Genomic DNA, 13,955 nt, shown 5'->3' with positions numbered 1-13,955 from the left:
CTCAAACCTCGTTTTCCGGGCAGCGGCCCAGGCGGCTCCGCCGGCTTCGGGTCTTGACCGGCGGAGCCTGGAGCCGGGTCTCCTGCGCGCCGAAGACCCACTCTGCTCACGGGCTACCCGTTCGTCGGGAATTCACGCGACCCGTCCGGGTTCAGACGTCGAGCTCCCGGTGCCGCTCGGCCACGGTGTGGGCGAGGTCGACCAGTTTGACGTTGAGGTCCTGGGACGTGCGGCGCAGGATGTCGAACGCCGCGTCGGCCGAGATCCCGCGGCGGTTCATCAGGATGCCCTTGGCCTGGCCGATCAGGTCCCGGCTGTCGACGGCGCGCTTGAGGTGGATTTCCTTGAGCGCGGCGGCGGTGTGCGCGGCCGATCCGGCGAGGGCGAGCGACGCGTGGGACGCCAGCACGAGCGCGTTGTCGACGGCGTCCTCGTCGAAAGCCCCGGCCCGGCGGCTGTAGAGGTTGATCGCGCCGGGCGGCAGGTCGGACGCGAGATCCGGCAGCAGGGTCGAGGCCAGCAGGGAGCCGAACCCGAACACCCCGGCGCGCCTCCCGAATTCGGGGAACGCCTCCGAGTCCGGGAGGTTGTTGGCCAGCGCGTACCCGGGCCGGCCCTGCAGCGCGGCCTCCAGGCACGGTCCTTCCCCGGTCTGGTACTGGACGCGGTCCAGTTCCTCGGCGGTCGCGTCCGTGCAGACCGGGGTGTGGAACCCGCCGTCGGCCGAGCGCAGGGTGATGCTGGCCAGGTCGGCCTCCGGGACGATCCGCAGCGCGGCGGACACCACGCGCTCCATCGCTTCGTGCAGGGAGCCCGCGCCGAGCAGGTGCACCGCGAGCGCGCCGAACCGCTGCGCCAGCGGCCCTTCGGCGGCGACCCCGGACCGGGCCCAGCCCGCGACGGCCGGTTCCGCGCAGAACGCGATCCGGTCCGCCTCCCAGTCTTCGGCGTCCCTTATGCCGACGTCAGTCACTGCGGCCTCCTCTTTCCCTGCCCAGCAGCACCGTCGTACTTTACCGGCCCGCGGGAACGGACCGGCGGACCGACGACCAGTGCTTCCTCGCGGCGAGGCGGGGAGGCCGCGACAGAGCGGCGGCCGGAACCGAAGTCCCGGCCGCCGCTCGGTCCGCAGGCGTCAGTCTTTCACGCCCTTGACGGCGTCCTTGACTTTTTCTCCCGCCTGCTTGAGGGCGCCCTTGGCCTGTTCCGCTTTCCCCTCGGCCTGCCACTGCTCGTTCCCGGTGGCGTTGCCGAGTGCTTCCTTGGCCTTTCCCTTGATCTCCTCGGCCTTGTTTCCGGCGGTGTCGCTCATCTCGATTTCCTCTTTCTTTTCAAGGGTTCGGGAAAAAGCGTTCCCGGGGATGCGATAAACGGGGGGTACCCGCGTCGAGTGCCGGTCAAACCGGCTGTCCCGGCCGGTGCCCGGCCTTCGCCGCGGCGATGTACTGACTGGCCTGGGGGAGAAAGGACAGGACGACGCCGACCAGCGCGAAGACGGCGCTGACGGAGCCGACCACCGTGGCCTGGCCCGCCAGCAGGGAGACGACCTGGAGTGCGGTGAGCACCGTGAGCACGATCCTCGCCCAGTTGCGGCCCGCGCGGAGTTTGAACGCGAACAGCAAGTGCAGCAAGGCGAACGCGATCGCGAGCACCGCTCCGACGACGATGCCGATCGTCACCGCCTGGTCGATCTGGGCGTCGGTGAGGCGCGCCGCGTTCTGGCTGTTCGCTCTTCGCATCGCGTCCGCCAGCGCGTCTCGCGAGAAGAACAGGAACACGGCTCCGGCGACGCCGACGAGGGTCGCGGCCACATACGCCCAGAAGGCGCCGACGATCGCCGCCGGACGTGGCCGCGCTCCGGCCGGATCGGCGGAAGGGGGCGGATAAGCGAGGAGATCAGTCATGAGAAAAAAGGTGGCACAGCTCGCGGAATCTCGCACGGCATAGAACGGAAAAGTGGACCGGAAAACCTCGCTGAGGGTCCGTTGGATCTCATTTCCCGCAGTTCTGGTTTGGCGCCTCCGGCCGGTGGGTATTCGATATTCTCAGGCAAGGAGAACGGACGACGTGCATTCGAGCAGGGGGCTCGCCGGGGGAGCGACTGGGGTGGAGCGGGCCCAGGAGGAGGTCAAGCGTGAGTGTCGACGAGGCTCAGCACAGCCGGTTGCCCGCGGGAGCGGCGCCGCTGCGCTTGGCGTTGGACCAGGATTTCGCGATGCTGCGAAGGATCCGGGACCGGGCGGCGGCGTTCGTGCGGCGTCATCTCCCGCACGCCGGCGCGGACGCGGTGGCCGACGTGCGCCTGGTGCTCGACGAGATGGCCTGCAACGCGCTGCGGCACGCCCGCCCGCCGTGCGAGCTGACCCTGTCGTTGCGGGGAGACCGGATCCTGATCGAGGTTTCCGACTCTCTCACGGACATCGCCAGGTACCGGGAAGGCTACGAGGGCGGGGGACGCGGTTTGGCCTTGATCGACGCTATCGCCGACCGCTGGGGCCAGACGCCGCTGCCCCGGGGCAAGACCGTCTGGGCCGAGCTCGCTCTCTGCTCCGATTCCCGCCGGACGGAGTCGCCGGAGCCGCGGTGAAGCTCAGCGCGCGCCGGACGGGACGGCGGATTTCCAGCTCGGTCATGAGTTCCGCTTGCCCTGACTGTCCACTGTGGAGTCCTCGATTCGCCCGGACGCAGCCGAGCGGGGCGGAGCCCTCGGGCGGCGGACCTTGTCATCGGCCGTCGTCCGCCCGGTTCGGCCGGTTGGCCCGTTACGCCGGTTCAGGGGCGGGTAGCGGAAGCACGACGGAAACATTCCGGTAACACCGCGCGGTTAGCTTGATCGGCCGGACGAGACGACGAGGAGAGTCCGACCGTGGTCGATACCGGAAGCACGGCGTGGTTGCTGGTCAGTGCCGCACTGGTCATGCTGATGACACCGGGTCTCGCGCTGTTCTACGGCGGGATGGTGCGCGCGCGGAGCGTGCTGAACGTGATGGCGATGACGTTCGTCTGCCTCGCGACCGTCGGCCTGGTCTGGGTGGCTTACGGGTACTCGCTCGCGTTCGGCCCCGACTGGTTCGGCGGCCTGCTCGGCACCTTGGGGCTGGCCGGGCTGCACGGGCTGGCCGACCAGACGACCGGGCCCGCGGGAAACCAGGTGCCGTTGTTCGCGTTCGTCGCCTTCCAGATGATGTTCGCGGTCATCACGGTGGCGCTGCTGGCCGGCGCGATCGCCGAGCGCGCCCGGTTCTGGACCTGGACGGTGTTTTCCGTCGTGTGGGTCACCGTGGTGTACCTGCCGGTGGCGCACTGGGTCTTCGCGCCCGACGGGTGGATCGCCGCCAAACTGCACGTGCTGGACTTCGCGGGCGGCACCGTCGTCGAGGTGAACTCCGGGGCGGCCGCGCTGGCGCTCGCGATCGTGCTCGGCCGCAGGCACGGCTGGCCGAAGCAGGCCGTCCGGCCGCACAACCTGCCGTTCGTGATGTTCGGCGCCGGGCTGCTGTGGTTCGGCTGGTTCGGGTTCAACGCCGGTTCCGCGCTGGCCGCGAAGAACCTCGCGGCCACCTCGTTCCTGAACACCACTGTCGCGGGAGCGGCCGCGGTGCTGGGCTGGCTGGTCGTCGAGCAGTTCCGCGACGGGAAGCCGACCACGCTCGGCGCCGCGTCCGGCGCGGTGGCCGGGCTGGTGGGGATCACGCCCGGATGCGCTTACGTCGAACCGATCGGCGCGATCGCGATCGGCGTCGCGGCGGGCGTCGTGTGCTCGTTCGCGGTGGGCCTGAAGTACCGGTTCGGCTTCGACGACTCGCTCGACGTGGTCGCGGTGCACGGTCTCGGCGGGTTCGTGGGGACGCTGCTGATCGGCCTGTTCGCTACCGTGGGCGTGGCTCCCCAGGGCGCGAACGGCCTGTTCTACGGCGGCGGGTTCGACCAGCTGTGGCGCCAGGCGGTCGGAACGCTGGCGGTACTAGGGTATTCGCTGGCGATGACCTTCCTGATCGGCTGGGTCATGCACAAGTTCATGGGATTCCGGATCGACCGCGAAGCCGAGATCGACGGCGTCGACGAGGCCGAGCACGCCGAAGGCGCGTACGAGCTGGCAGTCCAGTCCGGACGCCGGGGGAGCGCGCCCGCCGGTGTGCTCGGATCGCACCGGCCAGCGCGCGAGGAGAACCGATGAAGCTGCTGACCGCCGTCGTCAAACCGTTCGTGCTGGACGACGTCCGGATCGCGCTGCAGGAACTCGGCGTCGCGGGGATGACCGTCAGCGAGGTCCGCGGGTACGGCAGGCAGAAGGGCCACACCGAGATCTACCGGGGCGCGGAGTACGCGGTCGACTTCATCACCAAGTACCGCCTGGAGATCCTCCTCGACGACGACCAGGTCGACGCCGCGCTGCGGACGGTGCAGGACACCGCGCACACCGGCAAGATCGGCGACGGCAAGATCTGGGTCACGCCGGTGGAGACCGTCGTCCGCGTCCGCACCGGAGAGCGCGGCCGCGACGCGCTGTAGCTCGCGCCGGACGGTCAGTCGCCTTGGGGCACGCGCACGACCTCGCCAGGGCGGATGAGGTTCGGATTGGTGATCGTGCCGGGGTTCGCCGCGACGAGCCGGTAGTAGAGGTTGCCGGAGCCGTAGTACTTCTTGGCGATGCTCCAGAGCGTTTCGCCTTGCGCCACGGTGTGTTCCAGGTAGTTGCGGTAGCCAGGAACGATTTTCGGGCCGAGGACGACGGGCGTGACGGCCTTGTCCAGCTCGGCGCCGTCCTTCGGGGAAACGTGGAAGACCTCGACGAAGAGTCGGTTGAGCTGGAAAGCCGCGCGGCTGACGTCGACGACGAGCTGGAACTGGTTGTGCCCGCCCGAACCGTCGCCGGCCAGGAAGCTGCCGGTCACCTCGTCGTGGCCTTCGTGGACGCGGTAGGCGAAACCGGCCTCGAACGCGCCGCCGGCCACGCCCGCCAGCTGAATGTTGTTGCCCACCAAGTCGTATATCGCCGGTTGCTCCAGATGGACGGTCACTGTCGGCCCTTTCGTCGTCGCGCGTCGGGGAAGTGCCGGACGAAGAGATTCCGACCTTCCTCCGGAGCGCGACGGCCGGGAAGAGGCCAAAGACCCCGCGTCGGGCCTGGCACCGCTCACGAGCTTTCCGGTCCGTGAGGGGAACCCTGAGGGAATCAGAGTCCCTCAGGGTTCCCCTCACGGACGGCGTCAGGAGCGTGCCAGGTACTCCGCCGCGGCGCGCAGGCTCACGTACGAGCCGCTGAAGGTGTCGATCCGCGGCCCGGCACCGGTTTCCGGCCCGGGAACCCCGGTTTCGACCCGGATGTAGTCCACAGTGGACAGACCAGCCAGGAACTCCCGCACCGCCGGATGCCGGTGCGCCTCCCGGGTCACCACCACGACGCTCTCGACCGACGAAGCCTCCGCCACGACCGTCGAGACGTCGTCCGGCGAAACCGACAGCGTCCGAGTGCCCGGAACCAGCTCCGCCAGGTGAGCCCCCAGCCCCCACGGCATCGGCCCGGCAGCGATACCCGGTTCGGTCTGCACATCCACCACGAGCGTGCGGCCCTTGAGCCGCGGCTTGCCGGTGACCCGCAAGGCGGCCCGCGCAGCGGACAGACCGAGCGAGTAGTCCACCGGCTGCACCGTAGCCGGAGCCGGGGCGGTGCCCAGCGAAGCCGTCCGGACAGCGGCGTCGGCCAACCGCTCCAGGGAAAGCCGCCCGCTGGCCACCGCGGCGACGATCGCCTCCGCGGTCCGGTCCAGCGTCTCGGCGTCGAACGGGGCCCCGCCGAGGCAAAGCGCGTCAGCGCCGCCCAGGAGAGCCCGGACCGAAGCCTCGCCGATCCCGTCGTGCCGCCCGTACGCCCCGGAGATGGCCCCCATCTCCAACGCGTCCGTGATGACCGTCCCGGTGAACCCCAGTTCGCCGCGCAGCACGTCGACGAGCGCGGTCCGGTTGAACGTCGCCGGCTCGTCGCCCCATTCCCGGACCACGAGGTGCCCGGACATGACCGTCCGGACGCCCGCCTCGATCGCCGCGGCGAACGGGACCAGTTCGACCTCCCGGAGCTCGGCCGCGGTCCGCGGCAGCACCGGCAGCGAGAGGTGCGAATCCTCGGTCGCCGCGCCGTGGCCGGGGAAGTGCTTGGCGCAAGCGGCGACGCCGTACTTCTGCATACCGGTCACGAACGCCGCGACGTGCGGCGAAGCCGCCGCCGGATCCGAGCCGAACGCCCGCACGCCGATGCCCGGGTCCTCCGCGGCGAGCGTGAGGTCCGCGCACGGCGCGAGGTTGACCGTCACGCCGCACGCCGCCAGCCGCTCGCCGAGAGCGGCCGCGACGGACGCGGTCAGCTCCGGATCCCCGGCCGCGCCCAGCGCGAGCGGGCCGGGCACGAACGAACCCTTGCCGACGTCGAGGCGGGTGACGTCGCCGCCTTCCTCGTCGATCCCGACGACCACGTCGTCCCGCTCCGACCGCAGCGCGGACGTGAGCGCGGCGACCTGCTCGTCGTCGACCACGTTGCGGCCGAACAGGATCACGCCGCCGAGGCCCTCGGCGAGCCGGCGGCGCACCCAGTCCGGCGCCGTGGTGCCGTCGAATCCGGGCAGCAGCACGGCTTCGGCGAGCCTGCGGGGGTCGGACACCCCGGACACCTCGGACAGGTCAGCCACCGTCATCCCTTCACCGCGCCGGCGGTCATGCCGGACACGAGTTTCCGTTGCACGATCAGGAAGAAGATCACCGCGGGGATCGCGTAGATCACCGACGCGGCCATAACCCCGCCCCAGTCGATCGAGAACGCCGTCTTGAACGACGACAGCCACACCGGCAGCGTCTGCTTCGACTGGTCCCGCATGAACACCAGGGCGAACAGGAATTCGTTCCACGCCGTGATGAAGCTGAACACCGACGTGGTCACGAGACCCGGCCCGAGCAGCGGCAGCGTGACCCGGCGGAACGCGCCGACCCGGCTGCAGCCGTCGATCATCGCGGCCTCTTCGAGGTCGTACGGGATGCCGTTGACGAACCCGTAGAGCATCCACACGGTGAACGGCAGCGACGTCGCGAAGTACACCAGCAGCAGCGACGGCAGCGTGTTCAGCAGCCCGATGTCGCGCATCAGCAGGTACATCGGGATGAACAGCGCCGAGAGCGGGGCCAGCTGCGCCACCAGGATCAGCAGCAGGAACCCCTTGCGGCCGCGGAAGCGGAAGCGCGCGAGCGGGATCGCCGCGAGCACGCCCACCACCAGCGCGGCCAGCACCGCGCCGAGCGTCACGATCAGGCTGTTGGTCAGGTACGTGACGAACCCGGGCTTGGTCAGCGCCGACGCGAAGTTCGACAGCGTCGCCGACGTCGGGATCAGGTCGTACTTCGGCGACAGCACGTCGCCCGGCGTCTTCAGCGACGTCGTGAACATCCAGTACGTCGGGAAGAGGAACAGCAGCGCCACGAGCACGCCGGCGATCGACACCAGCACCCGGGCGGGCAGGGACTTCCTCATGCGATCTCCCCGTCCTTCGTCCGGACCAGCAGCTGCACGTACCGGCCGGTGACCAGCAGGAGCAGCACCAGCATGATGGTGGCGATGGCCGCAGCGGAGCCGAAGTGGCTGCCCGCGATGCCCTTGAGGTACTGCATGATCGCCAGCGTCGTGCTCGCGCCGTCCGGGCCGCCCTGGCGGATGGCCCACACCTGGGCGAACATGTTGAAGTCCCACAGCATCGACAGGAACGTCACCATCGTCAGGATCGGCCGGATCGCGGGCCAGCTGACCGCGCGGAAGGTCTGCCACGGCCCGGCGCCGTCGATGCCCGCCGCCTCGTACTGCTCGCGCGGCACGCCGATGAGGCCCGCGTAGAGCGTGAACGCGACGAACGGCACGGCCTGCCACAGCACCAGCAGCCCGATCACCACGAGCGTGCTCGTGCCGGTGGAGAACCACGAGTAGCCGATGAACGAGTGGAAGCCCAGCCGGTCCAGCGTCTTGTTGAGGATGCCGTACTGCTGGTCGAAGATCCACTGGAACACCGTGGTGGTGGCGATGACCGGCACCGCCCACGCGAGCACCAGCGAGACCTGCACGAAGATCCGCAGCACCGGGTTGAGGTGGCGCATCAGCACCGCGATCAGCAGTGCCACGAGCAGGGTTCCGGCGACGAGCGCGCCGGTGAAGAGGACCGTGCGGAGCGCGACTGCCCAGAACTCGGGGTCGGACAGCACGTCGGTGTAGTTCTTGAAGCCGATCCACACCATCTTGCCGGTCACCAGCTCGCGCAGGTCGAGCTGGCGCAGGCTGATGCCGAGCATCTGGACGGTGGGCCAGCCGAGCAGCACCAGCACGGCGGCGAGCGCGGGAAGGATCAGCAGGTACGGCATGAGCCGCTCGCTGAACCAGCCGTTGCCCCGCCGTCGTGCTGCCCCGACGTGCGCCGATGCCGGCGGGGTGGCCCCCGCCGGCATCGGCTTGTCCTTCGTCGCGGTCATCCGCCGATGATCTTGTCGAGGGCAGTGTTCGCGTCAGCCGCGGCCTGGTCGAGGGTCTTCTTCCCGGTCAGGTAAGCGGTCAGCATGTCCTTCAGCGGGTTCTGGCCGGATTCGACCTCGCCCCACTTGGGGCTGGCCGGCATCGCGTGGCCAGTCTTCGAGGCCTTCGCCATCACCGAGCCCAGCGGGTCCTTGTCGAGCGCGCTGAGGTCGGTGGAGGTGCCCGGCACGTAGCCGCCCGCGGCCAGCTGCGTCATGTACTTGGTGCTGGTCAGCAGCTTCAGGTAGTCCTTCGCGAGGTCCTGGTGCTTGCTGTTCAGCGGAACGACCAGGTTCGAGCCGCCGAGGAACACCGGCGCGCCCTGGCCCGCGGTCTTCGACGGGATCGGGAACGCACCGGTCTTGGCGGTGATGCCCGGGTCCGTCTTGGCCGCGGTGGCGACCTCGTTCGGGGTGCCGATGAACATGGCGACCTTGCCCGCGGCGTAGATGCCGGCCTGCTGCGGGGTTGCCTCGTCGTTGTCCTTCGGCGCGGTGGTGCCCGAGCTGTCCACGAGCTTCTTGTAGAACTCGAGGCCCGCCTTGGCTTCCGGGGTGTTGAGCGAGGACTTGAAGGACTTGCCCTCGCCCTTGGCGATGTCGCCGCCGTTGTCCCAGATGAACGACGACAGCGCGTACCAGTTCTGGCCCGGCATGTAGAGCGGCTGGAACTGCGGGTCGCTGCCGAACTTGGTCTTCAGCTTCGCGATGTCGGCGAGCCATTCGTCGTTCGACGCGGGCGGCTGGGTGATGCCGGCCTGCTCGAACATGTCCTTGCGGTACATCACGACGCGGTTCGCGGCGTAGAACGGCACGCCGACGGTTTTGCCGTCGTACTGGCCGGATGCCTTGAGCCCGGCGAGCCACTGCCCGCCGTTGAGGTTGTTGACGTCGCCGGAGAGGTCGGCCAGCACGCCCTGCGCGGCGAACGCGGGGGTCTGGGTGTTGCCGACCTCGATGACGTCCGGCGGCGTGTCGCTCGCCAGCGCGGTGGTCAGCTTCTGCTGGATGCCGTTCCACTGCTGGATCTGGTAGTCGACCTTGACGCCGGGGTGGGCGGCCTCGAATTCCTTGTTCAGGGCGGCGGTCAGGCTGTCCGGCGCGGAGCCGGTCATCAGCCAGACCGTCAGCTTGCCGTCCTGCGCGCCCCCAGCGCTCGAGGCGTTCTCACTCCCGCCGGAGCCGGCACACCCGGCCGTGGCGAGCGTGATGGCGGCGGCTCCCGCCGCCAGCTTGAGCCAGCGCTTCACGTGTCTCGTCCTTTCGGTGCCCGGTCGTCGGCGACCGGGGCTGAATGACAAATGGTGTAGACCAATGTCCTGCAGGGTGGTCCGGACCACAGCCGGTGTCAAGCCGGTTGCCAAGATGTTGCGAAGACGTCTGCCTGGTTGACGCTGTGTGGCCGGGCGATTACCGGCGTCCGGGCGGAAAGTGCTGGTAGCGGCCGGTTTCCGCAGTGCGGGCAAGGGTTTCCGGCGCGGGGGAGTTGTTCGTGAACGGCTCGCCGGGCCGGGCGTGTCGCACGGCCCGGGCGAGTCCCCGGCGGCGCCGGACGACCGACCTTCGGCCCTTGCGCGATGACAAAACCGCGCGCACGCGCTGTCCGCCGTTCGGCTCCCCGGCGTTGCTCCGTTCCGGCCGCGGCCCCGTGATTACCCAGTGCGACGAGTGCGGGGCTCGCTGCCGACAGTGACCCGGGGTGGGTGAGTTTCGTCCCGCCCCGCAGCGTCCGTACCCCCGGTGACCTCGGAAAACCTCGTGTGTACCACGCGTCACATCACTCCCAGTGGTTTACAGCCGTCCCGCGTGTCACACACACTGGGGCTCGCCCAGGTGATCCGGTTCCGCTCTTGGGGAAGAGACGCGGACGGCCGGAGCGCTCCCAGGGCAGGAAAAGAAGAGGGAGTAGAGGATGACGGGCTCCGGGCGGATAGCGGCTCGGGCGGGTGCGATCGTCGCGGCGGCAGCGGTAGCTGCGGTCGGAGCGTTGGGGCTGCTGCACGCGCCCCAGGCGGCGGCAGCGTCTGCCGAGGTGCCGGGCATGGACGTGTCCGGGCACCAGGGCAATGTGGACTGGAAGGGCGCCTGGAACGCGGGCGCGCGCTTCGCCTACGTCAAGGCGACCGAAGGCACCGGGTACCTGAACCCGTACTTCGCGCAGCAGTACAACGGTTCTTACAACGTCGGGATGATCCGCGGCGCGTACCACTTCGCGCGTCCGGACGTGTCCGACGGCGCGACGCAGGCCGACTACTTCGTCGCGCACGGCGGCGGCTGGTCCGCGGACGGCCGCACCATGCCGCCGATGCTGGACATCGAATACAACCCCTACGGCTCGACCTGCTTCGGGCTGTCGCAGTCGGCGATGGTGTCGTGGGTGCGGTCGTTCTCCGAGCGGCTGCACGCGAAAACGTCGCGCTGGCCGATGCTCTACACCACGACCGACTGGTGGAAGACCTGCACCGGCAACTCGAACGCGTTCGGCGACACGCATCCGCTGTTCATCGCCCGGTACGCGCAAAGCGCGGGCCCGCTGCCCTCGGGCTGGCGGTACTACACGGTGTGGCAGTACTCGGACTCCGGCACCAAGCCCGGCGACCAGGACTCGTTCAACGGTTCGATGGAGCAGTTGATCAAGTTCGCCGGCGGCGAGGCTCCGAAGAGCGAGGCCCCGGCCCCGCCGAAGCCGACGACGTCGACGAAGCCGCCGGCTTCGACCACGCCGACCACGAGCGCGCCGCCGAACTCCTCGGCGACCAAGACTCCGACCAAGACGCCGACGAGTTCGGCCACCACGTCGCCGTCGACGACCACGAAGACGAGCCCGACGACGTCCAGCAGCCCGGCGTCCTCGAGCTCCTCGGCGAGCAAGCCGCCGACGTCGACTTCTTCGGCCACGCCGAAGAAGGACATCAGCGGTCTCGTCTGGGCAGGCGGCAAGCAGGCGAACCCGCCGGGGTCGCTGTCGGACGCCAAACACGCCGACTCGCTCACCGCCCGCGTCCACGAAGTCGCGAAGGTGACGCCGAAGGCCTCGGCTCCGGAGAAGGTCACGACCAGCCAGCCGACGCAGACCTCCGCGCCGGAAGCTTCGCAGCCGAAGCAGCAGGCGTTGGCGAAGACGGGCGTGAGCACCCCGCGGCTCGCTGTGTTCGGTGCGGCGCTGCTGGTGTTCGGAGCGATCCTGATGACGCTGTCCCGAATGGTGGCTCGACGCTGATTACGGCCGGGTCCGCGACTCCGCGCACGGAGCGCGGGCCCGGCCGTTAGGCTCCCAGCGTGACCACCACTCGACCCGAATTGCGCGGTTTCCCCGGCGCGGTGCTCGTCATCCGCTTCCTGACCGAACTGGCGCTGCTCGCCGGTCTCGCGGTCGCCGGTGCGCGGCTCGGCGGGAATGTGTTCCTCGACATCCTGGCGGCGGTGCTGTGGCCGGCGCTGGCGGCGGTCATCTGGGGGCTCGTGATCGCGCCCCGGGCGAAGCGGCGCAGTCCGGAGCCGACGCGGTTTTTCCTGGAGTTCGGGCTGTTCGCGGTGGCCGCGCTCGGGCTGATCGCGTCCGGGTTGCTGGTCGCGGGGATCGTGCTCGGCGTCGTCGGGATCGCGGTCGCGGTGGCCGTGCGGGTGTGGGCGAAGGACGGCTGAGCGGATTTCCGGCGGGGATCGCTTGTCCGGGCAGTGCCGCGATGCGCGGCTGACCGGTCGTCTGTCCACTTGAGATAGCGCAAGCCGCAGGCCCGCAGCGCGCCGAAGTCTCGCCGCTGCCGGTCCTGCTTGCGCACGCCGCGCCCGTGGATGAGACTCCCGCTATGCCGAGCCCGTTCAGCGCCGAAACGGCGGAAGCGATCCAGCACGCCCGCCAGCATTCCGTCGGGGATCTCCTGCGGCGCACCGCGTTGCGCCACCCGGACAAGCTTGCGATCGTCTCCGGCGAACGACGCGCGACCTACCGCGAGTTCGACGCGGCGGTCAACCGCTGCGCGCACCGGCTCGCCGAACGCGGCCTCGCGAAGGGCGACCGGCTCGCGCTGCTCAGCCGGAACTGCTGGGAGTACGCGGTGCTCGTGTTCGCCACGGCCAAGCTCGGCGTGGTGCTGGTGCCGGTGAACTTCATGCTCGGCGCGGAGGAAGTCGCGTTCATCCTCGGCCACGCTGGGGTGTCCGGGCTGATCGCCGAGGACGCGCTGCTCGAGACCGCTTCGGAGGCGTTGCAGCGCTCCGGCCGCACCGACGTCGTCCGCGGACGGATCGGCGGCGAGGGCGACTGGGAGAGCGTCGCTGACTGGATCGACCGGCCCGGCGACGAAACCGCCCCAGCGGTGCTGGTCGCCGACGACGATCCGCTGCGGCTGATGTACACCTCCGGCACCGAATCGCGGCCGAAGGGCGTGCTGCTGTCGAGCCGGTCGCTTATCGCGCAGTACGTCTCGTGTGCGCTTGACGGCAGCATGACCGGCGACGACATCGAGGTGCATTCCCTGCCGCTCTACCACTGCGCGCAACCGGACTGTTTCCTGTCGGTCGACGTCTACCTCGGCGCGACGAGCGTGATCCTGCCCGGCCCGGACCCGGCGGCGCTGCTGGCCGCGGTGGAACGCGAACGCGCGACGAAGCTGTTCGCGCCGCCGACGGTGTGGATCTCCCTGCTGCGGCACCCGGCGTTCGACACGACGGACCTGTCCAGCCTGCGGAAGGGCTACTACGGCGCGTCGCCGATGCCCGCCGAGGTGCTGCGGGAACTCTCGCGGCGGCTGCCGGACGTGCAGCTGTGGAACTTCTACGGCCAGACCGAAATGGCCCCGCTGGCCACGATCCTGCGCCCGCACGAACAGCTCGCGAAGGCGGGTTCGGCGGGCCGGGCGTCGATCAATGTCGAGACCCGGATCGTCGACGAGGACGGCCGCGAGCTGCCACCCGGCGAGGTCGGCGAGATCGTGCACCGCAGTCCGCACGCGACGCTCGGCTACTACGAGGACGAGGAGAAAACTGCCGCGGCCTTCGAGGGCGGCTGGTTCCACTCGGGCGACCTCGGCGTGCTCGACAACGAGGGCTATCTGTCGGTCGTGGACCGGAAGAAGGACATGATCAAGACCGGCGGCGAGAACGTCGCGAGCCGTGAGGTCGAGGAAGCGCTGTACCTGCTCGACGGGATCGCCGAGGTCGCCGTGTTCGGGGTCTCGCACCCGCACTGGATCGAGGCGGTCACGGCGGCGATCGTGCCGCGCGAGGGCGTCACGCTCACCGAAGCCGAGGTCCTCGCGCACGCCCGCGAACACCTGGCAGGCTACAAGTGCCCGAAGTACGTGGTGTTCGTGGACGCGCTGCCGAAGAACCCGAGCGGGAAGATCGTCAAGCGCGCGCTGCGGGAAGAGCACGCGGCACTGGCGCAGGGATGATTCCCGCGACGAAAATGAGCT

General features: G+C 69.7%; 14 protein-coding genes. 6 read left to right on the top strand and 8 right to left on the bottom strand.

Features of this window, described 5'->3' with window-relative positions; genetic code table 11:
* Nucleotides 1-151: 151 nt before the first annotated feature.
* The 3 genes from ABZX37_RS00500 to ABZX37_RS00490 form a co-directional block, all read right to left on the bottom strand.
* Nucleotides 152-973, bottom strand: a complete 822-nt coding sequence (locus ABZX37_RS00500) for a GAF and ANTAR domain-containing protein (RefSeq protein ID WP_354734830.1) — start codon at nucleotides 971-973, stop codon at nucleotides 152-154.
* Nucleotides 974-1,135: 162 nt separating this feature from the next.
* Nucleotides 1,136-1,312, bottom strand: coding sequence for a CsbD family protein (locus ABZX37_RS00495; RefSeq protein WP_354734829.1), 177 nt, complete (start codon nucleotides 1,310-1,312; stop codon nucleotides 1,136-1,138).
* 85 nt (nucleotides 1,313-1,397) lie between these two features.
* Nucleotides 1,398-1,904 carry a hypothetical protein gene (locus tag ABZX37_RS00490; RefSeq protein ID WP_354734828.1) on the bottom strand — a complete coding sequence of 169 codons (507 nt, stop codon included), beginning with the start codon at nucleotides 1,902-1,904 and terminating at the stop codon, nucleotides 1,398-1,400.
* A gap of 230 nt (nucleotides 1,905-2,134) precedes the next feature.
* On the opposite strand from ABZX37_RS00490, the gene ABZX37_RS00485 reads away from it, so the two are divergent.
* The 3 genes from ABZX37_RS00485 (at nucleotide 2,135) to ABZX37_RS00475 (ending at nucleotide 4,512) form a co-directional block, all read left to right on the top strand.
* A complete protein-coding gene (locus tag ABZX37_RS00485) occupies nucleotides 2,135-2,587 on the top strand; it encodes an ATP-binding protein (protein ID WP_354734827.1) in 453 nt (150 codons plus the stop codon).
* 279 nt (nucleotides 2,588-2,866) lie between these two features.
* Nucleotides 2,867-4,177 carry an ammonium transporter gene (locus ABZX37_RS00480; RefSeq protein WP_354734826.1) on the top strand — a complete coding sequence of 437 codons (1,311 nt, stop codon included), beginning with the start codon at nucleotides 2,867-2,869 and terminating at the stop codon, nucleotides 4,175-4,177.
* Nucleotides 4,174-4,512 (top strand): P-II family nitrogen regulator, encoded by a 339-nt coding sequence (locus tag ABZX37_RS00475; protein WP_344275778.1) that lies wholly within the window; start codon nucleotides 4,174-4,176, stop codon nucleotides 4,510-4,512. Before ABZX37_RS00480 ends, ABZX37_RS00475 begins: the two co-directional genes overlap by 4 nt.
* A 14-nt stretch (nucleotides 4,513-4,526) precedes the next feature.
* Here the strand turns inward: ABZX37_RS00475 and ABZX37_RS00470 are convergent, their stop codons facing one another.
* From ABZX37_RS00470 to ABZX37_RS00450, 5 genes are all read right to left on the bottom strand, one after another.
* Nucleotides 4,527-5,021: a Gmad2 immunoglobulin-like domain-containing protein gene (locus ABZX37_RS00470; RefSeq protein ID WP_354734825.1), complete on the bottom strand. Its 495-nt coding sequence runs from the start codon at nucleotides 5,019-5,021 to the stop codon at nucleotides 4,527-4,529.
* A 189-nt stretch (nucleotides 5,022-5,210) separates the two neighbouring features.
* The gene (locus tag ABZX37_RS00465; protein ID WP_354734824.1) at nucleotides 5,211-6,689 is read right to left on the bottom strand and encodes a glycoside hydrolase family 3 protein; all 1,479 of its coding nucleotides are present in this window, start codon (nucleotides 6,687-6,689) and stop codon (nucleotides 5,211-5,213) included.
* Complete coding sequence (locus ABZX37_RS00460) at nucleotides 6,686-7,516, bottom strand: carbohydrate ABC transporter permease (RefSeq protein ID WP_344275772.1); 831 nt, start codon at nucleotides 7,514-7,516, stop codon at nucleotides 6,686-6,688. The genes ABZX37_RS00465 and ABZX37_RS00460 overlap by 4 nt, the downstream gene beginning before the upstream one ends.
* Nucleotides 7,513-8,499, bottom strand: a complete 987-nt coding sequence (locus ABZX37_RS00455; protein ID WP_354734823.1) for a sugar ABC transporter permease — start codon at nucleotides 8,497-8,499, stop codon at nucleotides 7,513-7,515. The genes ABZX37_RS00460 and ABZX37_RS00455 overlap by 4 nt, the downstream gene beginning before the upstream one ends.
* Nucleotides 8,496-9,788, bottom strand: a complete 1,293-nt coding sequence (locus tag ABZX37_RS00450) for a sugar ABC transporter substrate-binding protein (protein WP_354734822.1) — start codon at nucleotides 9,786-9,788, stop codon at nucleotides 8,496-8,498. The genes ABZX37_RS00455 and ABZX37_RS00450 overlap by 4 nt, the downstream gene beginning before the upstream one ends.
* A gap of 662 nt (nucleotides 9,789-10,450) precedes the next feature.
* Between ABZX37_RS00450 and ABZX37_RS00445 the strand changes: the two genes are divergently transcribed.
* The 3 genes from ABZX37_RS00445 to ABZX37_RS00435 all read left to right on the top strand — a co-directional run bounded on the left by ABZX37_RS00445 (nucleotide 10,451) and on the right by ABZX37_RS00435 (nucleotide 13,934).
* Nucleotides 10,451-11,758: a lysozyme gene (locus ABZX37_RS00445; RefSeq protein WP_354734821.1), complete on the top strand. Its 1,308-nt coding sequence runs from the start codon at nucleotides 10,451-10,453 to the stop codon at nucleotides 11,756-11,758.
* A gap of 59 nt (nucleotides 11,759-11,817) precedes the next feature.
* Nucleotides 11,818-12,183 carry a YrdB family protein gene (locus ABZX37_RS00440; protein ID WP_354734820.1) on the top strand — a complete coding sequence of 122 codons (366 nt, stop codon included), beginning with the start codon at nucleotides 11,818-11,820 and terminating at the stop codon, nucleotides 12,181-12,183.
* Between the two features lie 164 nt (nucleotides 12,184-12,347).
* Complete coding sequence (locus ABZX37_RS00435; RefSeq protein WP_354734819.1) at nucleotides 12,348-13,934, top strand: acyl-CoA synthetase; 1,587 nt, start codon at nucleotides 12,348-12,350, stop codon at nucleotides 13,932-13,934.
* The last annotated feature ends 21 nt before the right edge of the window (nucleotides 13,935-13,955 follow it).

Source organism: Amycolatopsis sp. NPDC004079 (genome assembly GCF_040610415.1).
Lineage (GTDB): Bacteria > Actinomycetota > Actinomycetes > Mycobacteriales > Pseudonocardiaceae > Amycolatopsis > Amycolatopsis halotolerans.
Note: the sequence above shows the minus strand (reverse complement) of the source record. Positions and strands in the feature narration are given on the sequence as shown.